The sequence below is a fragment of the Cohnella mopanensis genome, from assembly GCF_022352055.1.
GTDB classification, from domain to species: Bacteria; Bacillota; Bacilli; order Paenibacillales; family Paenibacillaceae; genus Cohnella; species Cohnella mopanensis.
In genome coordinates, this window is sequence record NZ_JAKRWM010000001.1 from 215,377 (window position 1) to 239,123 (window position 23,747).

Annotated in this window: 17 protein-coding genes; 13 read left to right on the forward strand and 4 right to left on the reverse strand. The window is 51.2% G+C overall.

Annotated elements, in window-relative coordinates; genetic code table 11:
• Positions 1-112: 112 nt before the first annotated feature.
• The 3 genes from L3D05_RS00865 to L3D05_RS00875 form a co-directional block, all read right to left on the reverse strand.
• Positions 113-1,129, reverse strand: coding sequence for an LLM class flavin-dependent oxidoreductase (locus L3D05_RS00865; RefSeq protein WP_239613755.1), 1,017 nt, complete (start codon positions 1,127-1,129; stop codon positions 113-115).
• A gap of 28 nt (positions 1,130-1,157) precedes the next feature.
• Entirely contained in the window at positions 1,158-1,559 is a 402-nt protein-coding gene (locus L3D05_RS00870; RefSeq protein ID WP_239613756.1) for a MarR family winged helix-turn-helix transcriptional regulator, read from the reverse strand.
• Between the two features lie 119 nt (positions 1,560-1,678).
• Positions 1,679-2,503, reverse strand: a complete 825-nt coding sequence (locus L3D05_RS00875) for a helix-turn-helix transcriptional regulator (protein ID WP_239613758.1) — start codon at positions 2,501-2,503, stop codon at positions 1,679-1,681.
• A gap of 112 nt (positions 2,504-2,615) precedes the next feature.
• Here L3D05_RS00875 and lacZ point away from each other — a divergent pair, with 112 nt between their 5' ends.
• The 11 genes from lacZ to L3D05_RS00930 all read left to right on the forward strand — a co-directional run bounded on the left by lacZ (position 2,616) and on the right by L3D05_RS00930 (position 20,001).
• The gene (lacZ, locus tag L3D05_RS00880) at positions 2,616-5,741 is read left to right on the forward strand and encodes a beta-galactosidase, LacZ type (RefSeq protein WP_239613760.1); all 3,126 of its coding nucleotides are present in this window, start codon (positions 2,616-2,618) and stop codon (positions 5,739-5,741) included.
• 49 nt (positions 5,742-5,790) lie between these two features.
• Complete coding sequence (locus tag L3D05_RS00885; protein ID WP_239613761.1) at positions 5,791-7,980, forward strand: alpha-galactosidase; 2,190 nt, start codon at positions 5,791-5,793, stop codon at positions 7,978-7,980.
• An 82-nt stretch (positions 7,981-8,062) separates the two neighbouring features.
• Complete coding sequence (locus L3D05_RS00890) at positions 8,063-8,302, forward strand: DUF3892 domain-containing protein (RefSeq protein WP_239613763.1); 240 nt, start codon at positions 8,063-8,065, stop codon at positions 8,300-8,302.
• Between the two features lie 233 nt (positions 8,303-8,535).
• Positions 8,536-10,020: an L-arabinose isomerase gene (gene araA / locus L3D05_RS00895; RefSeq protein ID WP_239613764.1), complete on the forward strand. Its 1,485-nt coding sequence runs from the start codon at positions 8,536-8,538 to the stop codon at positions 10,018-10,020.
• Positions 10,021-10,356: 336 nt separating this feature from the next.
• Positions 10,357-12,264 carry a 1,4-alpha-glucan branching protein GlgB gene (gene glgB / locus L3D05_RS00900; protein WP_239613767.1) on the forward strand — a complete coding sequence of 636 codons (1,908 nt, stop codon included), beginning with the start codon at positions 10,357-10,359 and terminating at the stop codon, positions 12,262-12,264.
• 66 nt (positions 12,265-12,330) lie between these two features.
• Positions 12,331-13,497: a glucose-1-phosphate adenylyltransferase gene (locus tag L3D05_RS00905; protein ID WP_239613768.1), complete on the forward strand. Its 1,167-nt coding sequence runs from the start codon at positions 12,331-12,333 to the stop codon at positions 13,495-13,497.
• Positions 13,494-14,606: a glucose-1-phosphate adenylyltransferase subunit GlgD gene (gene glgD / locus L3D05_RS00910; protein WP_239613771.1), complete on the forward strand. Its 1,113-nt coding sequence runs from the start codon at positions 13,494-13,496 to the stop codon at positions 14,604-14,606. The genes L3D05_RS00905 and glgD overlap by 4 nt, the downstream gene beginning before the upstream one ends.
• A 15-nt stretch (positions 14,607-14,621) precedes the next feature.
• Positions 14,622-16,049, forward strand: a complete 1,428-nt coding sequence (gene glgA, locus L3D05_RS00915; RefSeq protein ID WP_239613773.1) for a glycogen synthase GlgA — start codon at positions 14,622-14,624, stop codon at positions 16,047-16,049.
• Between the two features lie 17 nt (positions 16,050-16,066).
• Entirely contained in the window at positions 16,067-18,034 is a 1,968-nt protein-coding gene (locus L3D05_RS00920) for a glycoside hydrolase family 15 protein (protein ID WP_239613775.1), read from the forward strand.
• Between the two features lie 132 nt (positions 18,035-18,166).
• Positions 18,167-19,150 (forward strand): aldo/keto reductase, encoded by a 984-nt coding sequence (locus tag L3D05_RS00925; protein WP_239613777.1) that lies wholly within the window; start codon positions 18,167-18,169, stop codon positions 19,148-19,150.
• 131 nt (positions 19,151-19,281) lie between these two features.
• Positions 19,282-20,001: a DUF1361 domain-containing protein gene (locus tag L3D05_RS00930; RefSeq protein ID WP_239613778.1), complete on the forward strand. Its 720-nt coding sequence runs from the start codon at positions 19,282-19,284 to the stop codon at positions 19,999-20,001.
• 6 nt (positions 20,002-20,007) lie between these two features.
• On the opposite strand, the gene L3D05_RS00935 is transcribed toward L3D05_RS00930, so the two are convergent.
• Positions 20,008-20,847, reverse strand: coding sequence for a helix-turn-helix domain-containing protein (locus tag L3D05_RS00935; protein WP_239613780.1), 840 nt, complete (start codon positions 20,845-20,847; stop codon positions 20,008-20,010).
• Between the two features lie 120 nt (positions 20,848-20,967).
• On the opposite strand from L3D05_RS00935, the gene L3D05_RS00940 reads away from it, so the two are divergent.
• Together L3D05_RS00940 and L3D05_RS00945 are read left to right on the forward strand one after the other, a co-directional pair.
• Positions 20,968-23,013: a beta-galactosidase gene (locus L3D05_RS00940; protein ID WP_239613781.1), complete on the forward strand. Its 2,046-nt coding sequence runs from the start codon at positions 20,968-20,970 to the stop codon at positions 23,011-23,013.
• 143 nt (positions 23,014-23,156) lie between these two features.
• Entirely contained in the window at positions 23,157-23,705 is a 549-nt protein-coding gene (locus tag L3D05_RS00945; protein WP_239613783.1) for a zinc-ribbon domain-containing protein, read from the forward strand.
• Positions 23,706-23,747: the final 42 nt, after the last annotated feature.

Consider the following 23,747-nt stretch of genomic DNA (forward strand, 5'->3'; position numbering starts at 1 on the left):
AAGTGACTTATGGGACAGCTCCTTTCTTCAATATTCGAGTTGGTAAAGTCGTAATAAATAAATGCAATAAGGTAACCGTTTCTTAAGATAAACGGAGGTCCCCCCAAACCCTTCAGTCGAGCTCTTCTTTGACGTCGGCGATGATCTCGTATGATCTCAAGCGGGCTTTGAAATCGTAAATTTGCGATGCGATGATCAGTTCGTTGGCGCCTGTTTCGCGGATGACAGCCTGCATTCTGTCTCTTACTTGGTCTTTGTCTCCGATGACCGCATATCCGAATTGCCTCATAAGGGCCGCTTTTTCCTGGGGCGACCATAAGCCGTCCATGCTATCCACGGGAGGAGGTAATTGTCCGAATCTTCCGCGAATCATGTTAAGGAACGCCTGTTGTTGCGAAGTGGCAAGCCGTCTCGCCGTTTGCTCCGTGTCCGCGGCCGTAACGCTTAGTCCGACCATGACATGGGGCTTATCCAATGCGGCCGATGGCCGGAAATTACTGCGATAGATCTCCAATGCCGGCATTAAATAATCCGGCGCGAAATGGCTTGCGAACGCGAACGGAAGACCGAGCTGGCCTGCCAGTTGAGCGCTGAACCCGCTGGATCCGAGGAGCCAGATCGGGATGTTCAACCCTTCGCCGGGAATGGCGCGGACGATGTTGCTAGCGGATCCCGACGACGGATCGAAGTAAGCGCGAAGCTCGCTAAGGAGCGCCGGAAAATCCTCTCCGCCGGCTCCGAGCCCTCTGCGCAATACGCGCGAAGCGGCTTGGTCGGAGCCGGGCGCCCTGCCGAGACCCAGATCGATCCGGTTCGGGTATAGGGATTCTAAAGTGCCAAATTGTTCGGCGATTACTAGCGGCGCATGGTTCGGCAACATGATGCCGCCCGATCCTACGCGAATCGTCGACGTTCCGGCCGCGACATGTCCAATGACGACCGACGTAGCGGAGCTGGCGATGCCGGGCATGTTATGGTGTTCCGCTAACCAGAAGCGGTGATACCCCAATTTCTCCGCGTGCTGGGCAAGTTCGAGCGTATTGCGTAAAGAAACGGCAGGCGTGCTGCCTTCGATTATCGATGCGAGATCCAGAACCGACAATTTAACGGCTGGGGAAATCGTAGACATGATAGGTGTCCTCCTCGTTTGGCGGAAGTTATTCGTCGTTCATATTCTCGATTAATTTCAGAAGGCATCCGTTTAAGGACGCAAGCTCGTCAAACCGCATACATTCAAGGGACGCTAGATCCGTAAGAGTGCCCAATTGATCTAGCTCGGCAAGAGCTTGTTTGCCTTTGTCGGTTAATTGCACGAGAGTGATACGCCGGTCTTCCTGCGCTTCATACGTCGTAACATATTGGCTTTGCTTCAGGCGCTCGATCATACCGGTCATGTTTTGCTTGGTCACGTGTGTATTTTTTCCCAGTTGTTTAAGGGATAAGTCACCGTTAGACAAGGTGGAAAGGATGAACCATTGATGGACGCTAGTCAGTCCCACCTTAGCTACGTGTTTACGGCCGATGCGTTCAAGCAAGTTGGAGCATCGAAAAATATTCATGACAATATTCCCGTGTAAATGATCGTTTTTATCCAAATGAGCAGCTCCATTAGTCAATATATTGACTATATCCTATTCAATTGAACGGAGGATGTCAAATTGAATAAAATGGTTCGGCCTCATCCTCCGTGAGAACGCTTGAATTGCTCCGGGCTCATCCCCTCGGTTTTCTTAAACACGTAGCTGAAATAGCTAGGCGTTTCAAACCCTACCCGTACCGCGATCTCTTGCATTTTAAGGCTCGGTTCGCGGAACATCCATTCTTTGCTTTTGTTGATTCGCTCGCGATTGACATATTCCATGGGGCGCATTTTTAACGTGATTTTGAACAAGTGACAAAGATGCTGGGCGCTCACCCCGATACATAGCGCCATCTCGTCGATCGTGATCGGGCGATTATAGTTGGCTTCGATGTATTGGGTTACCGGATGAAGTTTCATATAGTTATGTGCGGTAGAAGATGAGCTCGTCCAGACGTTTTTCATAAGATCGAGGAGAAAAGCGTAAAGCAGCTTCGAACATTCCATTCCCACGAAAGGATGGCCGGAGAGCGACATTGCATATATCGTTTTCATGTGCAGGATCAAACTATCCGGTGAAGTAATCGTAAATACGCCCGAGCGCTCGATGCCGGCTTGCCGAAGCAGAGAGGGAATGAGGTTGCCGTTAAAAGAGATCCATTGAACATCCCAGGGCTCCGCTATAGGTTGATAGTGGTGAGCTTCGTTCGCGAATAGGAAAAAGCCTTGGCCTGGTTTGACGACATAACGTTGACCGCCAACGACAAGTTCGCCCATCCCGGAATGCGCCTGCAACCATTGGAAATCGGGGAATCCTTCCGGTCTTCTCGTTCTATCTTGGTTTTCCCAATGTCCGACGCTGGTGAGGTAAATCGGCAACTGAGAGTCGGTTTCCGTTACAATGGGAAAAGAAGGAATGGTCATGTCGCTAATTCCCTTCATATTTTGATAGTTTGACGAAAATCTTTAGATATTAATAGGCTCGAAGTGATCTTATAATACGAATATAGTTATATTATGAAGGGGAGTGGGCAACTTGTCCAAGATAAAATGGATTTACTCGCCGCCGGAGAACGGTTACCCGGAGTGGAACAATAATCCCGAGATTTATGAACTGAACCGGATGGAAGCCCACGCGACTCTCATCTCGCATGACTCTCTAGAAGAAGCCCTGAAGGGCGAACGGAAATTATCCAAGCATTACTTATCGCTGAATGGGATGTGGAAATTCTCGTTTGCGGAAAATCCGGACAAGCGGATTAAGAACTTTTACGAGCTAGAATTCGATAATAGCGGATGGTCCGAGATCAAGGTTCCCGCCCATTGGCAACTGCAAGGTTACGATTATCCGCAGTATACGAACGTCCGATATCCATGGATCGATTCCGAACCGCTTAAGCCTCCGTTCGCACCAACGAAATATAATCCTGTAGGTTCTTATATGACAATGTTCGAAGTGCCTCAAGGCTGGCAAGACAAACCGGTATTCATTAGTTTCCAAGGCGTCGAATCGGCTTTCTACGTCTGGTTAAACGGACAATTGGTCGGCTACAGCGAGGATACGTTTACGCCCGCCGAGTTCGACTTGACCCCGTATTTGGTTGAAGGCGAGAACAAGCTTGCGGTTGAAGTCTATCGCTGGTGTGATGCAAGCTGGCTAGAAGATCAGGATTTCTGGCGGATGAGCGGGATTTTCCGCGACGTGTATTTGTTTACGGCACCGGAAACGCACATTTACGATTTTTTCGTGAACACCGATTTGGACGAGCAATTCCGCAACGCGCGGCTTAGGATCGATGCAAAGATTCGCAATGAATTCGGTAGGGATTTCGGCGTAATGGCCGTAGAGGCGGAACTATACGATGGCCAGAACCGGCAGATCTTGAAGCAGCCATTAAGGATGGAGGCTGCGATCGGCTCGCGACAATCATTGAACATTCAAGGGTCGACCGAAGTGGAGGCTCCTTTGAAGTGGAGCGCGGAGCATCCGAATCTATACACGCTCGTTCTTCGACTAACGAATGAGCAAGATCAGGCGGTTCAATTCGTCAGCTGCAGGATCGGCTTCCGCGCGTTCGAGATCAAAGACGGACTCATGCGGATCAACGGGCAGCGAATCGAATTCAAAGGCGTTAACCGGCATGAGTTCTCAACCGATACGGGACGCGCGCTTGGTGAAGAGGACATGATCACCGACATCAAGCTGATGAAAGCGTACAATATCAATGCCGTTCGAACGTCGCATTATCCGAATAATCCGAGATGGTACGAGCTGTGCGATGAATACGGACTCTACGTGATCGATGAAACGAACATGGAAACTCATGGGTCTTGGGATTACGGGCAGCAGGAAGAACTCGACACCGTACCGGGGAGCAAGCCGGAATGGCGAAATAACGTCATCGACCGGTGCAATTCCATGTTGCAGCGCGATAAGAACCACCCTTCGATCGTCATCTGGTCGCTAGGCAACGAAGCTTGGGGCGGAGATAATTTCGTGCATATGCATGACTATTTGCGCGCTGCCGATCCTTCGCGGGTCGTTCACTATGAAGGAATATTCCATTGTCGGAAATCCGAGGCGGCTTCCGATATCGAGAGCCAGATGTACACGAAACCTCGGGACATCGTGGAATACGCGCTCAGAAAGCCGGCGCCAACCAAGCCGTTTATCCTCTGCGAATATAGCCATGCCATGGGAAATTCCTGCGGCGGTTTGTCCGAATACACGGAGCTGTTCGAGAAATATCCCATCCTGCAAGGCGGTTTCATCTGGGATTGGGTAGATCAGGCGATTCGTGTGACCGACGCGCAAGGAAATTCACACCTGGCATACGGCGGCGATTTCGGAGAATCTCCGCATGACGGCAATTTTTGCGGCAACGGCCTTATTTTCGCGGATCGTACGGTATCGCCCAAGCTGCATGAAGTGAAAAAATGCTACCAGAACGTCAAATTTACGGCGGAAAACTTGGCGGAAGGCCGATTCGTCGTCAACAATCGGTATTTGTTTACGGACTTGGAAACGTATGAACTGGTATGGGAAGTCGAAAATAACGGTATTCTTGTCAGCGAGGGCGAGTTGGACGTTCAAGCCGCTCCTGGCCAATCCGTTGTCGTGGATCTCTTTCACACCTATCCGGCGGAAGCGAGTATCGAAGATGAATACGTGCTCACCTTAAGCATGAGACTGAAGCAGCGTACGGCTTGGGCGGAAGCCGGTCACGAGCTTGCGTACGAGCAGTTCGTGTTGCCGATTGAGGTACAGGCTTTAATAGGGGAAGAAGCAATGATTAACGCTGCGGTACAGTCGATAAGAAATGGACAAACTTGGATTGTTAACGGCGAAGGTTTCTCGGTTAGCTTCGATTGTTCGACCGGGGATCTCGTTTCCTATCGGGTGAAGGGCACGGAGCTGCTTGCGCAAGGATTGGCGCCGAACTTCTGGCGCGCATACACGGATAACGACAGAGGCAACGGGCATCCTGATCGCTGCGCGATATGGAGGGAAGCGGGACTTAACCGCAAGCTGTTGAAGTTTACGTCCTCTTCCACTTCGACGGTAGCTGAAGTCATCGTGGAGTATGTGCTGCCTACGAGCCCCGTCTCCGCTTGTACGTTAACCTATTCGATTCGCGGAAACGGCGAGACCGGGGTTCGGCTTGAACTGAATCCGGGCAGCGGACTTCCGGAAATTCCGGAAATCGGAATGATTTTCGAGATGGACTCTTCGTTCGATACTATCTCGTGGTACGGCAGAGGTCCTCACGAAAATTACTGGGATCGTAGCGCCGGAGCGCGGTTGGGACTGTTTTCTGGTAAAGTAAACGAACAAGCGGCTCCTTATTTGAGACCGCAAGAAACAGGCAACAAGACGGAAGTTCGTTATGCTACGCTGACGAACGTTGACGGTCTTGGAATCAAGCTTGAAGGAGCGCCGGTATTCGAACTAAATGCGTTGCCGTACACGCCCCATGAACTGGAACGATACGATCATCAACATTTGTTGCCGCCTTCTGAGAAGACGGTCGTGCGCGTTAACTACAAACAAATGGGAGTCGGAGGCGACGACAGTTGGGGCGCTCTTACGCACCCCGAGTATACGTTATTCGCTAATCGGACATACGGATATGCTTTTGTGATCAAAGGAATCGTTGGTTAAAAAGACGGACCGGTTTGATCAAATAAGATGAACTTTGCAGGAGGAACATATGGGCATTTACTATAACGCGGAACATCGCGTATTTCATTTGCAAGGACCGAATACGAGTTACGTTATCCAATTGAATAAGAACGGTGTCCCAATGCACGCTTACTGGGGACGTAAAGTGTCGGATGCGCCATGGGACGGAATGCTCGATTTCATTGAGCGCTCTTCTTTCTCGCCGAATCCTTATCCGGAGGATAGAACCATCTCGTTCGATACGCTTCCTCAAGAATACCCGGCATACGGAACGAGCGATTTTCGGCATCCGGCGTATCAAGTCCAACTTGCGGATGGTTCTACGATTACGGAGCTTGCCTACGTTGAGCATCGGATCGTGAATGGTAAGCCGAAGTTAAGCGGATTGCCATCCACGTATACGGAAAAGGATGAAGAAGCTCAAACGTTGGAACTAGTCCTTCAGGATGAAAAATCGGGTATGTGTGTCGTGCTTTCATACTCTGTATTTACGGACCATGATGCGATCGTCAGATCGGTTAAGCTAATTAATCAGGGTGGAACGACGCTGCGATTGCTCCGGGCGCTTAGCGGAAGCGTAGATTTCCGTCATGATCAATTCCACTTTCTGCAATTGTCGGGAGCTTGGGCTCGCGAGAGGGACTTATACAGGCGGCAAGTCGTGCCGGGAATTCAATCCGTCGAGAGCCGCAGAGGTTCAAGCAGTCACCAACAAAATCCATTCATCGCATTAGTCTCGCCTAACGCGGATGAAGAAAATGGCGAAGCATACGGCTTTAGTCTTGTATATAGCGGAAGCTTCGTCGCTCAGGCAGAAGTTGACCAGTTCCGGACAACCCGGGTATCGGTTGGAATTAATCCTTTTGACTTCGAATGGCGGTTAGAGCCGGGCGAAGAGTTTCAAACCCCCGAGCTCGTCATGGTTTATTCGGACGAAGGATTAGGAGGAATGTCGCGCTCGTATCACCGGTTATACCGCAGCAGACTGTGTCGCGGAACTTATCGGGACCGGACAAGGCCGGTACTCGTGAATAATTGGGAAGCGACGTACTTCCAATTCAATGCCGACAAGATTGAGAATATCGCCAAAGTCGGGCAGGAGCTCGGGATCGAGCTGTTCGTGCTAGATGACGGCTGGTTCGGCCATCGAGACAGCGACGACTCTTCGCTCGGTGACTGGAAAGTCGATTATCGCAAGCTGCCAGGCGGCTTAGCCGATCTGGCGTCGCGGGTGAACCGACTCGACATGCAATTCGGTTTGTGGTTCGAGCCGGAGATGGTTTCGCCGGATAGCGAGCTGTATCGCGCCCATCCGGATTGGTGCTTGCATGTCGAGGGCCGTCGAAGAACGGAAGCGAGGCAACAGCTAATACTAGATCTATCGCGCGAAGACGTGTGCGATTACTTGATCGAATCGGTAAGTTCCGTGTTGCGCTCCGCTCCCATTACTTACGTCAAATGGGATATGAATCGAAACATGACGGAGATCGGCTCGGCATTGCTGCCATCGCAGCGCCAGCGCGAAACAGCGCATCGTTACATGTTGGGGCTCTATCGCGTGCTCGAGACGATCACTTCCGAGTTTCCGGACATCCTGTTCGAGAGCTGTTCCGGCGGAGGCGGCCGTTTCGATCCGGGGATGCTTTACTACATGCCTCAGACATGGACTAGTGATAACACGGATGCCGTCAGCCGTCTGCGAATTCAGTACGGAACGAGCATGGTATATCCGGTCAGCGCTATGGGTGCCCACGTATCCGCGGTGCCGAACCATCAAGTGCACCGGATGACTTCGCTGAAGACGCGCGGTGACGTCGCGATGTCGGGCAATTTCGGTTACGAGCTTGACCTGACTCAGATGACGGATGAAGAGAAGGCGCAAGTTAAAGATCAAGTGGAGCAGTATAAAGACATTCGCCACTTGGTGCAGTTCGGCGACTTCTATCGCCTTAGAAGTCCGTTCGAAGGCAACGATACCGCTTGGATCATGGTTGCCGCGGATCGTTCCGAGGCATTCGCGGTTTATATCCGCGTATTGGCCGAACCGAATGCTCCGCTGGATTGGCTGAAGTTCCGGGGGCTTGACGCCTCGGCCCGTTACCGGGTGGAGGGCAGCGGTGCCGTCTACGGCGGGGACCAATTAATGTACGCCGGTGTCCCGATCCCTCGCCTTCATGGCGACTATCAAAGCCATGTGTGGCGCCTTGTTCGTGTGTAGAGTGGCAATCGCTACCCTGTAGTCCTCCATTTGCATATTTCTCCAATAACTTGAAGAGACTATCCTCTTGGAGGTGGTCTCAATGGATCAACAAAGCGACAAGCAGCAGATCGTAGCCGTACGCAAGAACGGCGACGGAGATATCGTGGAGTTCCAGTTGTCTTCAGGCCAAGTCGTCGGCTACAAAGAAGCGCAGCAAATGGCGAAGAACGAGCAGATCGAGAACGTTAACGTATTCAAGGGACGCGACGGGGACGAGCATCTGCGTTCCGATCCGGACGGCCGAGAAGATAACAATCTCGATAATTTGCCGACATTCTAAATTAACGCAAGGAAACCGTTGCACTAGGGACGGTTTCTTTGTTTTTTTCAATAATAGGCCGCGCTCTATCAACTCGTATGTACAACATCATATTATTTGTTAATAAGACCATACAACCTAATCGAAATTATAAAATAATATGTTGTCATTAGCGCATTCGCGCTGTAGAATGAAACTGTAATCATGTACGTACAAGTTGATCATACCTATACGATACTTAGGAGGATTCCTTCATGTTGCAGTTGAAACCTTACGTGTTCTGGTTTGTTACGGGTAGCCAGCATCTATACGGTCCGGAAACGCTGGAAGAAGTCGCTTCCCATTCCGAGGAAATTGCCAAGAGCTTGACGAGTGACCCGGCTATTCCATTCCCGGTTGTCTTCAAGCCTGTTGTCAAAACTCCCGAGGAAATTCGCCAAATCTGCGTAGCGGCTAACTCTGACGATAGCTGCGCAGGGATCATCACGTGGATGCACACTTTCTCTCCTGCTAAGATGTGGATAGCCGGATTGTCCGAGCTTCGCAAGCCATTGCTTCATCTCCATACGCAATATAACCGCGACATCCCTTGGGATTCGATCGATATGGATTTCATGAATACGAATCAAGCCGCTCATGGCGATCGGGAATACGGCTTTATCGGAGCGCGCATGGGAATCGCCCGCAAAGTGGTTGTCGGCCACTGGCAAGACCCGCAAGTGCGTTCGCGTATCAGCGGCTGGGAACGCACGGCGGTTGCATTCGCGGAAAGCCGTCAATTGAAAGTTGCGCGATTCGGCGACAATATGCGTCAAGTTGCCGTTACCGAAGGGGATAAAGTAGAAGCGCAAATCAAGTTCGGCTGGGCTGTGAACGGATACGGCGTAGGCGATCTGGTTGAACGCGTCAATGCGGTGTCCGACGCTGCTGTTAACGAGTTGCTAGCGGAATATGCGGATAAGTATGTCATTGTAGAGGAAGGGCGTACGGAAGGCCCGATTCGTAATGCAATCGCCTATCAAGCGCGGTTGGAGATCGCGTTGAAGTCTTTCCTGGAAGAAGGCGGATTTACGGCGTTCACGACTACTTTCGAGGATTTGCACGGCTTGGAGCAATTGCCGGGCTTGGCGGTCCAGCGGCTGATGGAGCAAGGCTACGGCTTTGCGGGCGAAGGGGATTGGAAAACGGCAGCTCTTACGCGGTTAGTGAAGATTATCGCGGGAGGCGTGGACACTTCGTTCATGGAGGATTATACGTATCATTTCGAGCCGGGCAACGAACTCGTGTTAGGGGCTCACATGCTGGAGGTTTGCCCGACTTTGGCAGCTTCCAAGCCGCGCATTGAAGTGCATCCGCTTGGAATCGGAGGCAAAGCGGACCCTGCCCGGATCGTCTTCGACGGCAAAGGCGGCTCTGCGATAAACGTCTCGGTCGTCGACATGGGCAACCGTTTCCGCATGATCGTTAATGAAGTCGAGGGCGTACAAGTCGACAAGGCGATGCCGAAGCTTCCGGTAGCTCGCGTATTGTGGAAACCGCAGCCGTCGTTGCAGTTGGGAGCCGAAGCGTGGATATTGGCGGGCGGCGCGCATCATACCGTGTATTCTTTCGCCGTTACGACGGAGCAAATGCTCGATTTTGCGGAAATCGCCGGAATCGAATGCGTCGTCATCGATAAGAACACCACATCCGTGCAATTCCGTAACGAGCTGCGTTGGAGCCAGGTTGCTTGGAGATAATGATATTACGCAATTAAGTTAACGGAACACCTCGCGCAACATCGGCGGGGTGTTTTTGTCATTCCCGTAAGGGGCGCGAAACGAATTAAAATCGTAAGCAGGAGAATAGGGAATGGAATACGAATTAATGGATTGACATACAAATAATTCAATGTGGAGGAGGTTCCACAAACTTTCTTACGACTTTTTTGAAAATGAGGTGAATCTTTTCATGAAATTCGCTATAATGAATGTAAGTTTCATGTAAATTGTCAGGTAAGTTTACATTCATTTAACATTGAGCGAACAAAAATCAACAAACCCAGCTATGCCCTATTCGTCGGGAGGTGATTTTGCATGCAGGCTCCGCCGGCTTTAGTTTCATCCGACGACCTGTACTTGTTCAATACCGGGCAGCTTTTTCGCGCCTATCGCACATTCGGGGCACATTCCATGGAATTTGATGGCCGGCATGGCGTTCGTTTCGTTTTATGGGCTCCTCATGCTCGCCAAGTACGCATCGTTGGCGATTTTAACGGCTGGAACAGCGACGAACGGATTGCGGATATGACGCAAGTGGGTACGACGGGCGTGTGGATTGCATTCGTCCCGGGTATCGGCGAAGGTGCCCGCTACAAGTACGAGATCTTGAACGAAAGAGGAGAACGGCAACTGAAGTCCGATCCTTTCGGATTTCAATGCGAATTAAGACCGAATACCGCGTCTATCGTCACTTCCCTTCAACATCACGCATGGGAGGATCAGGAGTGGATCGATAACAAAAAGAAACATCCGCCCTACCACAAACCTATGCTCATCTACGAGGTTCATCTCGCTTCGTGGCGAATGGACGCCCCCGAGCAATTTCGCGATTATGAACAACTGGCGCATGAGCTCGTCGACTATGTCAGTTCCATGGGGTATACCCATATTGAAGTATTGCCACTCACCGAACATCCCTTTGATCGTTCTTGGGGTTATCAAGCAACGGGATATTTTGCGGCAACGAGTCGATACGGACCATCCGAAGGGTTAAAAAAGCTCGTCGATTGTTGCCACCGGCGCGGGATCGGAGTATTGCTGGATTGGGTGTGCGGACACTTCTGCAAGGATGATCACGGGCTCAGGCTGTTCGACGGCACGCCGACCTATGAGCCAGCGGATTTCCGCCGGGCGGAAAAGCCGCTATGGGGAACGTTGGCTTTCGATTTCGGAAAGCCGCAAGTGCAAAGCTTCCTACTCTCCAACGCCTTATTTTGGTTGGATGTCTATCATATCGACGGGTTGCGGGTTGATGCCGTTGCCAGCATGATCGAGCTTAACTTCGACAAGCCGGAGTCGATGCGTACGGTTAATCGTTACGGCGGAACTGAGGATCTCGAAGCTCTCCATTTTCTACGCAAGCTGAATGAAACCGTGTTTCAATATTATCCCGAGAGTCTCATGATGGCAGAAGATTCTTCCTCCTATCCTGCAGTCACATCGCCCACTTACCTTGGAGGCCTCGGATTCAACTACAAATGGAATATGGGCTGGATGAACGACATGCTCCGCTATATGGAGACGGATCCTTCCCACCGCTCAAGCCATCATTCTCTCATCACTTTTTCCCTTCACTACGCCTTTTCCGAAAATTACGTTTTACCTCTGTCACACGACGAAGTCGTTCACGGCAAGCGTTCGATGTTAAATAAAATGCCGGGCGATTATCGCGAAAAGTTCGCCAATCTTCGCTTGTTCTACGGGTATTGGATGACTCATCCCGGCAAGAAACTGCTCTTCATGGGCGGGGAGTTCGGACAATTCGACGAATGGAAGGATTACGCCGGATTAGACTGGAGCTTGCTACAGTACCCGATGCACGACAGCATGCATCAATACGTTCGGGAATTAAACCAACTATACGTGGATCAACCTGCACTCTGGGAGAATGATCACCAGCAAAGCGGATTTGAATGGATCGACGTCAACAACGCCGCGCAATGTATCCTCTCCTTTCAACGAAATGATAAACAGCTCGAAGCTCCTATCGTTACGGTTTGTAATTTTTCCAGGGAAACGCACCCTATCTATCGAATCGGAGTGTCTAAACCCGGTAAGTATCGGCTATTGCTTAATAGCGATAGATCGGATTACGGAGGGGGAGGACACGAGATGCCTTCCCAAGCGGTAGCGCAAAATATCCCTCAGCATGGCAAAGCTTACAGCATAGAAGTAACGGTGCCCGCTTTATCCGTCCAGCTTTGGAAGTCAGAGACAGCTTGATCAGACGCAAAGATCGTTCAGCTTAATGACATTGAAGCCGTTTTTACTCGGGAAGGAGTGAAGTTCATGCGCAAAAATGAATGTATTGCCATGCTGCTGGCTGGCGGAGAAGGACGCCGCTTGGGGGTATTGACTAAAGATTTGGCGAAGCCTGCGGTGCATTTCGGGGGCAAATATCGCATTATAGACTTCACCTTAAGCAATTGCGTGCATTCCGGAATCGAGACCGTCGGAGTGCTTACTCAATACCAGCCGCTAGAATTGACCCAGCATCTCGGAATTGGTACGCCTTGGGGATTAGATCGCCGAGAAGGCGGGATGCACGTTCTGCCTCCTTACGTCCGCCAGAAAGGCGGCACTTGGTACAAGGGGACGGCAAACGCCATCTATCAGAATTTAGGATTCATTGAACGTTACGATCCGGAGTACGTGCTCATTATTTCCGGCGATCATATTTATAAAATGAACTACGACCTTCTATTGAATGCCCATAAAAAGAACAACGCGGACGCGACGATCGCCGTCATCAGCGTGCCGTGGGCGGAAGCGAGCCGGTTCGGCATTCTTAGCGTGGACGATGACGGAAGAGTCGTGGAATTCGCGGAAAAACCGAAAAAGCCGACTAGTAATCTCGCGTCTATGGGCGTCTATATGTTTAATTGGTCGGTATTGAAAGAAGCTTTGATTCGGGACGAGGCGGATCGGCTTTCTTCTAACGATTTCGGCAAAGATATTATTCCGACTTTGCTCGAAGATGAAGCACGGCTGTATTCCTATCAATTCGACGGCTATTGGAAGGATGTCGGTACGATCGATAGTTTGTGGGAGGCGAATATGGACCTGCTCGAAGAGAAGCCTTCGCTACGGTTGAACGACCGTTCTTGGCGTATCTTTTCCGCAAGCCCGAACCAACCCGCCCAATACGTTGCGCCGACCGCTAAAGTGCAAGGTTCTCTAATCAATGAAGGCTGCGTCGTCGAAGGGAAAGTGAACCGTTCCGTACTATTCCATGGGGCTCGCGTTGGCGAAGGCAGCGTTGTCGAGGATTCGATTCTAATGCCCGGGGCGATCGTCGGTAACCATGCCCGCGTCATTCGCGCAATCGTTGGGGAAGGCGCGGTTGTCGGGGAAGGCTGTCAAGTAGGCAGCGTGGAAGCCGAGGAAATTGCCGTAGTGGGCAGTGGGGAAACGATCCGCCCGTTAGCGGAACTTAAGGAGGCGGAGCCGGTATGAAGTTATCCGTAATGGGAGTTATCAATTTAATCCATGAAGCGGACGAGATGGAAGCTTTGACGGCGAATCGCTGCTTGGCGACGGTACCGTTCGGCGGACGTTATCGCTTGATTGACTTTACGCTATCCTCGATGGTGAATTCCGGCATCCCGAAGGTTGCGGTATTCGCTCACCGGAAATTCCGCTCGCTGATGGACCATCTCGGCTCAGGGAGCAACTGGGATCTTCACCGCAAGCAAAGCGGACTGTTCGTGTTGCCCCCCTCCATGGAAGATCAAACGGATTTCGGCCGCGGCGACTTGTACCATTTCTACCGCAATCGCGATTATTTCGCCCGCAGCCCGCTTGAGTACGTTGTTATCTCGCGCAGCCATATGGTTTGCAACGTAGACTTCGGCAAGGTGCTGGAGCACCACAAGGAAACGGGCGCGGACATCACGGTCGTGTGCAAACAGAGTCCGGAAGGCATGCCGGGCTTAGCTCGCAAAGCGAAGGTGAATTCCGCAGGGCGAATAATCGAGATGCAAGACCATTTCGGTCGTTTGGACAGCGACATCGTATCTATGGAGATGTATGTGCTTAGCAAGGATTTGTTGCTGGATCTAGTAGAAACGTCCTTGGCGCAAGGCCGCGATCATTTCGTCCGGCATTCCATCCTGTCGCGCTTGAATCAATTGCAAGTAAACGCCTATATGCATGAAGGGGTACTCGGCGTTGTTAATAATATTGCTGCGTATTATCAGCATAGCATGGAGTTGTTGCGTCCCGAGGTTTGGCACGAGTTGTTTTTCAAGCCGGGCTCGATTTATACGAAAGTTAAGGATGAACCGCCGACGCATTACCGGAACGGAGCCGACGTTACGCATTCCCTTATCGCCAACGGCTGCGATATCGAAGGGACGGTAACCAATAGCATTTTGTTCCGCGGGGTTAAGGTGGCTAAAGGCGCGGTCGTGCGCAATAGCATCGTGATGCAGAATGGAATAGTCGGAGAGAACGGGTCGCTTGAAAATTGCATCCTGGACAAAGAAGTGGAAATCAGAGCGCAGCAGCAGCTTAAAGGGTCGTCCGAAATGCCGTTTATCGCTTTGAAGCGGAAAGTCATATAAATAGGAGTTGACCGCATGCGGGTTATGTTCGCGGCGTCGGAAGCGATGCCGCTCGTGAAAACAGGGGGACTGGCCGATGTCGTCGGCGCGCTTCCAAAGGCGCTCGCCAAGCGAGGCGTTGATGTAACCGTCGTTCTTCCGAAATACGGTGAAATTCCGCAGGCCATCGCCGATGCTGCCGTCACTCTCACCGTGATGGAGGTTCAGTTGGGGTGGCGCAGACAGTATTGCGGAGTTCAGGAAGTGACGCTGGACGGGGTTCGTTTTCTGCTCATCGATAATGAATTTTATTTCAAGCGGGGTTATTTGTACGGATACGGAGACGAGGCGGAGAGGTTTGCCTTCTTTAGCTTCGCGGTAATAGAAATGCTGGGCAAGCTCGATCGGATGCCGGATATCCTTCATTGCCACGATTGGCAAACCGGGTTGATACCGTTTCTACTGCGGACGCGATACGCTAATCGTCCGGGATATCGGGATATCCGCACGGTGTTCACGATTCATAATCTCCAATATCAGGGCGTTTTCTCGCGCGAGCTGTTGCAGGATTTGCTGGCGACGGGGGACGATTCCTTCACGGGAGACAGCCTCGAATTTTACGGAGCGGCAAGCTGCATGAAGGCGGGTCTTCGTTTCGCGGACAAGCTGTCTACCGTAAGCAATACTTATTCATACGAGATTCAGACGGAGGAGTACGGCGAGAAGCTCGACGGAGTGATTCGTCAGCGATCGCACGATTTGTGGGGAATCCTGAACGGTATCGACACGGATGTTTACGATCCGATGAATGATCCGAATCTGGCGGTGCCGTACCGGAATTCCCCCGCTAAGAAGAGCATGAACAAATTAGCTCTTCAGCAAGAGCTGGGACTGCCGATAGACGCCTCTGTGCCGATGTTCGGCGTCGTCTCGCGATTAACTGGACAGAAGGGCTTCGACTTGATTGGAGCGGCATTGCCGGAAATGATGAAAGAAAATATTCAGCTGGTCGTTCTTGGATCAGGCGAGCCCGACATCGAGCAAATGCTCCGCGATGCGCTACACAAACACAAGGAGAAGATCGCACTTTGGTTTGGATTTAACGAAGGTTTGGCGCGGCGAGTGTATGCGGCATCCGACATGATCTTAATGCCATCCCGGTTCGAGCCGTGCGGCTTAAGCCAATTGATCGCTTTGAGATACCGAACCGTCCCGATCGTAAGAGAAACGGGAGGTTTACGTGACACTGTGGAATCGTATAACGAATATACCGGAACAGGGAACGGATTTACGTTCGGCCCTGCAACCGTGCACGATTTGCTATTTACGGTACGTCGAGCTTTGTCTTACTACGGCAAGGAAGAGCATTGGAATCGGATTGTGGCTAACGGTGCCAAGAAGGATTACGGCTGGGAATCTTCGGCACGATTATATTACAAACTATATCGCGAACTCGTCAGCTAAGAAGGAGAGGGATTGGCATGGCACGACATCTTGTCATTGGTAATGGGAAAATGCTAGTCAATTTGGACAGCAACTGTTTTGTTCGCGACGTTTATTTTCCGTTCGTAGGCCAGTTGAATCATGTGGGGGGTCACGCTTGCCGCTTCGGAGTATGGTGCAACGGAGCGTTCGCTTGGCTGGATGATCCGGAGTGGATGATCGAGCTCGGTTATATCGAAGACTCGCTGGTCACGAACGTGACCGCCCGGCATGAACGATTAGGACTGGAGCTACAGCTTAACGACGGCATTCATCAACGGGAGTGTATTTTCTTAAAACGCGTTGTGGTGCGGAATTTAGGCGATACCGATAAGGATGTCCGGGTGTTTTTCCATAATGACCTGATGATCGACGGCAATGAGGTCGGGGATACGGCGGCCTTCTATCCGGGAAATCGGACTTTGTTTCATTACAAGCGCTCATCCTACTTTATGTTCAACGGCAGATCCGAGCAGGGCGGCATCTACCAGTTCTCGACGGGCGTCAAACGTTTCCAATCCGCCGAAGGCACTTGGAGGGACGCGGAGGATGGCGAGCTAATGGGCAATGCGATTTCTCAAGGTTCCGTGGACAGTACGATCAGCTTCCGAACGAACGTTCAGCCGGGCAACGAGAAAACGATCTATTACTGGATGTCCGTCGGATCCGATATGGAGGAAGTGAAGCGGCTTGACCAATATGTGCAGGAGAGCCATCCGGAGAAACTGCTCAGCCGCATCGTCATCTACTGGAATCACTGGCTGGAGAAGGTGAACGACCGCTTCGGCGATTTGCCGGCTCACGTTAGCCGCCAATTCAAGCATAGCTTGCTTATCGTAAGGACGCAGATCGACGAACGAGGGGCTATATTGGCCGCGAACGATACGGATATTCTGCAATACAACCGGGACCATTACAGTTACATGTGGCCGCGGGATGGAGCGCTGATCGCCGACGCGATGTCGCTTGCCGGTTATCACGGAACGATTTCTCCTTTTTTCCATTTTTGCGGGCGCAACCTGTCTCCGGAAGGATATTTGCATCACAAGTATAATCCGGATGGGACGGTAGGCTCTAGCTGGCATCCCTATGTCGTTCAGGGAGTTCCTCGCCTGCCGATTCAAGAAGACGAGACGGCGCTCGTGCTGTACGCGCTTTGGAAGGATTATGCGAGGCACGGGGAGATCGAGCTGTCGCAATCGTTGCACAGCACATTGATCAGGAAAGCATCCGCGTTTCTATGCGAATATATGGAGCCCGACTTGGGCCTTCCTAAGCCTAGCTACGATCTATGGGAAGAACGGTACGGCATCTGGACGTATACGGTCGCTTCCGTATATGGCGGGTTGATGGCGGCGGCCTACTTCGCCGACTTATTCGGGGATTACGATCGCAGCGATCAATATCGCGTCGTGGCCGATCAGATCAAGCAAGGGATCGTAACGCATCTCTGGGACGAGGAGGCCGGCAGATATGCTCGCGGCTTGATCTTCCAAGATGGACAATGGGTAAAGGATATGACGGTCGAGAGCAGTTTGTTCGGATTGTTCGAGTTCGAGGTGTTCCCGGCGGAAGACGACAAAGTATCCCGCACGATGCACGCCATCTCGGAGAAGCTTCGCATCCAGACGGACGTGGGCGGAATCGCGAGGTATACGAACGATTATTACTTCCGTCAATCCGATGACATCGACAAAATACCGGGCAACCCGTGGATTATTTGTACGCTGTGGGTAGCCAACTTCCAGATCGAAACCGCCAAATCGGTTGAAGACTTGGAAGAGCCGCGCAGGACGCTCGAGAAAGTGACGACGTTCGCCCTTCCGGGAGGGAATTTGCCTGAGCAAGTCCATCCGGAAACGGGATCGCCGATCTCGGTTGCGCCATTGACTTGGTCGCATGCCACATATGTTTCTACGGTATGTAAGTACGTGCGGAAGTTGGAGCAGTTGAAGTCGTCTTCTTGAGTGGAATAAAGCCAAACAGCTGGAGTAAATGTGCTGTTTGGCTTTTCTTTTGGCATTCTGAATTGGTAGAATAGAGAAGTGCATATGAACACGCGTTCATAATCAACTTCATGTCAAAGGAGCAATCGGCCAATGAAATATCGTCCGCTTGGAAATACGGGTATGAACGTCAGCGAAATAAGCTTCGGAACATGGGCGATCGGAGGATCGTGGGGTCAGACGGACGAGAAGGAATCGTTGCGTTCGCTGGACAAAGCGATGGACGAAGGCGTCAACTTTTTCGATACCGCCGATGTCTATGGCGATGGCAGAAGCGAACGCTTACTATCGCAAGCGACGAAAGGGAAAGAAGAACGGATTCACATCGCGACTAAGTTTTGCAGAGCCGGGGATATTCACGACCGTGCGACATACTCGGAAGATCGGGTTCGTCAATGGTGCGAAGGCAGCTTGAAACGATTGAACCGCGAAACGATCGATCTCTATCAAATTCATTGCCCGCCGCTTGAAATTCTGAAAGAAGGATCCGTATTCGAAGTGTTGGACAAGCTGAAATCCGAGGGGAAAATCCGTTCATACGGCGTCAGCGTAGAGAGCGTGGAGGAAGGTCTGTTTTGCCTGAATCAGCCGGGAGTGCAAGCGTTGCAGATCATTTTCAATTTGCTGCGCCAGAAGCCTCTTGCACAATTGCTGCCTAAGGCGAAGCAAAGCGAAGTCGGATTGCTTGTCCGATTGCCGCTTGCGAGCGGTTTATTGACGGGCAAGTTCACGGAAGAGAGCCAATTCGAAGCCGAGGATCATAGAAACTTTAATCGGGATGGCCAGCAATTTAACGTAGGCGAGACTTTCGCGGGATTACCGTTCGCCAAAGGCGTAAGCCTGTCTCGAGAGCTAGCTTGGATTGCCGAAGATCGCCAAAGCATGAGCCGCGCGGCTCTTCGCTGGATTCTGGACCAACCGGAAATCTCTTGCGTCATACCCGGCTTCAAGAACGTTCAGCAAGTAGAGGATAATCTTGCCGCGCAAGCTGTTTCATCGTTTACGGAGTCGGAGTTGGAGCGGTTGAGTTCCTTTTACGTGGAACATGTCCATGAACATATTCGTGGTTCATACTAGGAACATTGCGGTTAAATAGTAGGAGTGCATACACTACCTCTAAGATGATACAACTTGGTAGATTGTTGAGATAATGATACAATATGTATAGCGAGGTGGAAAATCAATCGTTAAGGTAGGTGTTACAGGATATGGAGAAGTTTGACGTGCCGAAATTCTCGAAGCCGATTTTTGATCCCTTATTCTACGTTCTCATCGGGACGTCCATATTATGCGCTTTGCTCATTTTCGTCAGGGAACACCAGGAAGTCGATTACAATACGTATCGATTTTTGCTTTGGAATCTTTTCCTCGCCTGGCTTCCGTTACTCGTTTCGATAATGGCGCTGTTGCTAACCCGAGTTGCTAAAGGAATAGATCTATTGATCGGAATTCTATTACTAGGAGTAGGTTGGCTCCTGGTTTATCCTAATGCACCTTACTTGACGACTGATTTTATACATTTCGTATCTAACCCTAATTATGACAATCGTACATTGACCGATTTGCATTTGTGGTACGATTTGATTTTGTTTTTTCTGTTTTCGTGGTGCGGCTTGCTGTTAGGTTATCTCTCTATGCGTCATTTCCATTCCATCGTAAGTTATTATCTTAACGAATGGTTCGGGTGGATCTTTGTTCTGGCTGCATCGTTCTTGGGAGGATTCGGGATCTATCTGGGCCGTGTCATCCGATTGAATAGCTGGGACGTATTGTTTAATCCTTTCCGTTTAATCGAAGGGGTTTTGGAAGGGATAAGCAAAAATTCAGCTATTTTTACGATCTTGTTCGGCATGCTCAACGTAATCGTGTACGTTACGCTTTTCATTATACGAAACAAGCGGCTGCAACAATTCAAAGCTCTGGATTAGGTTGAATCAGGCTAAGGGCGAGGGGCCGTGAAGCCGTCGATATTTCTCCGGGGTCATGCCTTCCTTCTGGCGGAAAGTAGCGACGAAGTGGCTGGCATCCCTAAATCCGACAGCCTCTCCGATCTGGCGAACCGTCCAATCCGGGCGGGAGGGTAGCCATTCCTTCGCCTTGCGAAGCCGGAGTTGAATTAAATAAGCGTACGCGGTCTGGCCGAACAACTCCCTGAACCTCTCGTTCAATTGACGTTCGCCGATGCTTAATCGTTCCGCCATCTTTGCCAACCCCAGATCGGGGTTGGCATATTCGTTTTCCAGCCAGTCGAGCAATTGCTGGATACGTTCAAGTCGGCGCGATAAAGACGGGAGATGGTTTTTTCTTCCGTTTGTTTTCAGCAAGGTTAGGAAACGATACAATTCCGCGGAGCTTTTCCAGCCGGACGGATCCGTGCCGGATTCCGCTAATTGAAGAATTCGTTCCAGCTGCGGCGTAATCTCTTGATCGTCGCGGTCCCATTGTATTTTATCGGAAAATGCCCCATGCAAGTCGATCGCAAGGTTAGTCGCCATCGTACCGGTAAAGGTTACATAGTAAGTTTTCCAATTCGCGCTTCTGCCGAAATAGAAGTGCTGGATATGAGGGTGCAGCAGAACGCCGGAGCGTTCGGGAAGCTTGAAGACAGTTCCTTGAACGTTAATCTCCCCTTCGCCTTCGATCGTTTGCAGCCAGTGAAAGCAAGGGTATCCCTCGGGACGGTGAATATACTCTTGTTCGGGGTTAATGCCGATCGTTTCCATCTGTAAGGGCAACGACTCGGACGGAATAGGGTAGACGGCTCGGCGTAACATCGTTGAACCTCCATATTGTTATATGTGATTTCGCTTTTATTATATAGGATAGCGGATTAATTAAACTTATAATAGGGGTAGAAACGACATTTTACCACATTGTGAATATGAGGTGTCCGAATGATTAACGCTAAAAAACCGAAGATCTGGTACGGCGGAGATTACAATCCCGATCAATGGGAGAAGCCGGTCTGGGATGAAGATTTAAGAATGTTTAAGCTAGCGGGAATCGATGTAGCCACGTTAAACGTATTCGCATGGGCTAACAATCAACCCGATGAAAATACTTATGAATTCGGCTGGCTCGACGAAATGATGGACAAGCTGCATGCGGACGGAGTCGGCGTATGTTTGGCGACGAGCACGGCGGCTCACCCGGCTTGGATGGCGAAAAAATATCCGGACGTCCTTCGCGTCGATTTCGACGGCCGCAAGCGGAAATTCGGCGGTCGCCATAACTCTTGCCCGAACAGTCCGACCTATCGGAAGTATTCGGCGCGAATGGCGGAGAAGCTAGCGGAGCGTTATAAGGATCATCCCGCGCTGCTCATCTGGCATATTTCCAACGAGTATGGCGGCTATTGCTATTGCGAGAATTGCGCGGAAGCATTCCGCGTATGGCTGAAAGAGCGTTATGGCTCGATCGAGGCCGTTAATAAAGCTTGGAACGCCAGCTTCTGGGGACATACGTTCTATGATTGGGACGAGATCGTACCCCCGAATTCGCTGAGCGAGGAGTGGAGAAGCTGGAACGGACGCACGGCGACGAATTTCCAAGGCATCTCGCTCGATTACTGCCGTTTCCAATCCGACAGCCTGCTTGAAGCTTACAAGCTGGAATACGATGCGGTTAAGAAGATTACTCCTAACATTCCGGTGACGACGAATCTTATGGGCGCGTTCAAGGAACTGGACTACCATAAATGGGCGAAACACATGGACGTCGTATCGTGGGACAACTACCCGTCCTTGGATACACCTTACAGCTACACGGCCATGATGCACGATTTAATGCGCGGGCTTAAAGGCGGCCAACCCTTCATGCTGATGGAGCAGACCCCTAGCCAACAGAACTGGCAGCCCTATAACTCCTTGAAACGTCCGGGCGTCATGAGATTGTGGAGCTATCAGGCGGTTGCCCGCGGCGCGGATACGGTCATGTTCTTTCAATTGCGCCGTTCTATCGGTGCTTGCGAGAAGTACCACGGCGCGGTTATTGAGCATGTCGGCCACGAGAATACGCGAGTATTCCGGGAATGCGCGGAGCTAGGGTCGGAATTGGTTAAGCTGGGAGATTCGATTCTGGATGCTCGCGTCCAAGCGAAGGTCGCCATCTTATTCGATTGGGAAAACTGGTGGGCGGTGGAATTGTCCAGCGGCCCGACCATCGCATTGAAATACGTGGATGAGCTGCACAAATACTACGACGCGCTTTATCAGGCGAATATCGCCGTCGACGTTGTCGGCGTGGATGCGGATCTGAGCGGCTACGATCTCGTCATCGCGCCTGTGATGTACATGGTTAAGCCGGGCGTCGCCAACAAGCTTGAAGCTTACGTTCAAGGCGGCGGCACGTTCATTACGACTTATTTCAGCGGTATCGTTAACGAGAACGATATCGTTACGCTTGGCGGATATCCGGGAGAGCTTCGGAAATTGCTTGGCATCTGGTCGGAAGAAATCGATGCGTTGCTGCCTACGCAAAGCAATCGGTTTATTATGAAATCGCCTTCGCAAGGGCTGAAGGAATCTTACGGCTGCGGAATGCTCTGCGATCTGATTCATTCGGAAGGCGCTGCAGTAGTCGCCGAGTACGGGGAAGACTTCTACAAAGGGATGCCGGCGCTGACGGTGAATGCGTTCGGGGCAGGGGAAGCTTGGTACATGGCGACCAGCCCGGAAGCGGCATTCTTGCAAGATTGGCTGCCTAAGTTGTGCGCTTCTCGAGGTATAGAGCCGTTAGTTGCATCTTCTCCGGTGGGCATCGAAACATCGTTGCGAGAAAAGGGCGGCGTTAAGTATTTGTTCGTCTTGAACCATAACGCCGAAGCTTCCAAAGTTTCCTTGGGGCAACAAGCCGGAATCGATCTGCTCACCGAAATGCGCCTTACAGGCGATGTGGAGCTGGCGGGTCGGGACTTATGGATCATTAAATTAGACGCATAAGGTTAAGAAAGTCAATAACTCCTCCTGTTTGCCGATTCCGGCAGCGGAGGAGTTGTTTTCTGTCCGTCGTAATTTCAGACTTATGGAACCATGATTAATGGTGCGCCGTATGAGATAATAGGCAGTAGAGAGGAGTGATTAGGATGAGCTTTTTTAAGAAATTGACGGATACGGTTAGCAAAGGGGTATCGACGGCGACGGAGAAGGCGCAGCAAACGGTCGAGATCACCAGGTTAAACGCGCAAATATCCGGCAAACGCAAGGAAATCGATAAATTGTTCGCATCCATAGGCGAATCCGTATACGAAGGTTATCAAGCGCACGACTTGTCGTTGGCGCAATCGAAGGTCATTCCGAAGTGCGAGGAGATTACCGCGATCCATGTGGAAATCGCCGCGCTGAACGATCGGATCAAATCGATTCGCAACGAGAAGGATTGCGTATGCGGCAAACGGTTGCCCGAGGATACTCGTTTCTGTCCTGCATGCGGCAATCGGTTCCCCGATCCGATCCCAGTCGAGTTGGAGAAGACCCCCGTACAAGTCGATCCGTACGTACCAGACGAGCTGGATTCGGAGCAATCGGATGCGCCGAGCGTCGCGACCGACCAACGCCAAATATGCAACAGCTGCGGCACGCCTTTATACGCGGATAGTCACTTCTGCCCGGCATGCGGCGAACCGACTCGCTAAACCAACCAAGAAGAGCCCCGATGTTCAACGTTCGCATGAACG

What these genes read in the sequence shown, in the direction of transcription:
- L3D05_RS00865 (WP_239613755.1), bottom strand. Translation starts at nt 1,129, where the DNA reads ATGTCTACGATTTCCCCAGCCGTTAAATTGTCGGTTCTGGATCTCGCA.
- L3D05_RS00870 (WP_239613756.1), bottom strand. Translation starts at nt 1,559, where the DNA reads ATGAATATTTTTCGATGCTCCAACTTGCTTGAACGCATCGGCCGTAAA.
- L3D05_RS00875 (WP_239613758.1), bottom strand. Translation starts at nt 2,503, where the DNA reads ATGACCATTCCTTCTTTTCCCATTGTAACGGAAACCGACTCTCAGTTG.
- L3D05_RS00885 (WP_239613761.1), top strand. Translation starts at nt 5,791, where the DNA reads ATGGGCATTTACTATAACGCGGAACATCGCGTATTTCATTTGCAAGGA.
- L3D05_RS00890 (WP_239613763.1), top strand. Translation starts at nt 8,063, where the DNA reads ATGGATCAACAAAGCGACAAGCAGCAGATCGTAGCCGTACGCAAGAAC.
- araA (WP_239613764.1), top strand. Translation starts at nt 8,536, where the DNA reads ATGTTGCAGTTGAAACCTTACGTGTTCTGGTTTGTTACGGGTAGCCAG.
- glgB (WP_239613767.1), top strand. Translation starts at nt 10,357, where the DNA reads ATGCAGGCTCCGCCGGCTTTAGTTTCATCCGACGACCTGTACTTGTTC.
- L3D05_RS00905 (WP_239613768.1), top strand. Translation starts at nt 12,331, where the DNA reads ATGCGCAAAAATGAATGTATTGCCATGCTGCTGGCTGGCGGAGAAGGA.
- glgD (WP_239613771.1), top strand. Translation starts at nt 13,494, where the DNA reads ATGAAGTTATCCGTAATGGGAGTTATCAATTTAATCCATGAAGCGGAC.
- glgA (WP_239613773.1), top strand. Translation starts at nt 14,622, where the DNA reads ATGCGGGTTATGTTCGCGGCGTCGGAAGCGATGCCGCTCGTGAAAACA.
- L3D05_RS00920 (WP_239613775.1), top strand. Translation starts at nt 16,067, where the DNA reads ATGGCACGACATCTTGTCATTGGTAATGGGAAAATGCTAGTCAATTTG.
- L3D05_RS00925 (WP_239613777.1), top strand. Translation starts at nt 18,167, where the DNA reads ATGAAATATCGTCCGCTTGGAAATACGGGTATGAACGTCAGCGAAATA.
- L3D05_RS00930 (WP_239613778.1), top strand. Translation starts at nt 19,282, where the DNA reads ATGGAGAAGTTTGACGTGCCGAAATTCTCGAAGCCGATTTTTGATCCC.
- L3D05_RS00935 (WP_239613780.1), bottom strand. Translation starts at nt 20,847, where the DNA reads ATGTTACGCCGAGCCGTCTACCCTATTCCGTCCGAGTCGTTGCCCTTA.
- L3D05_RS00940 (WP_239613781.1), top strand. Translation starts at nt 20,968, where the DNA reads ATGATTAACGCTAAAAAACCGAAGATCTGGTACGGCGGAGATTACAAT.
- L3D05_RS00945 (WP_239613783.1), top strand. Translation starts at nt 23,157, where the DNA reads ATGAGCTTTTTTAAGAAATTGACGGATACGGTTAGCAAAGGGGTATCG.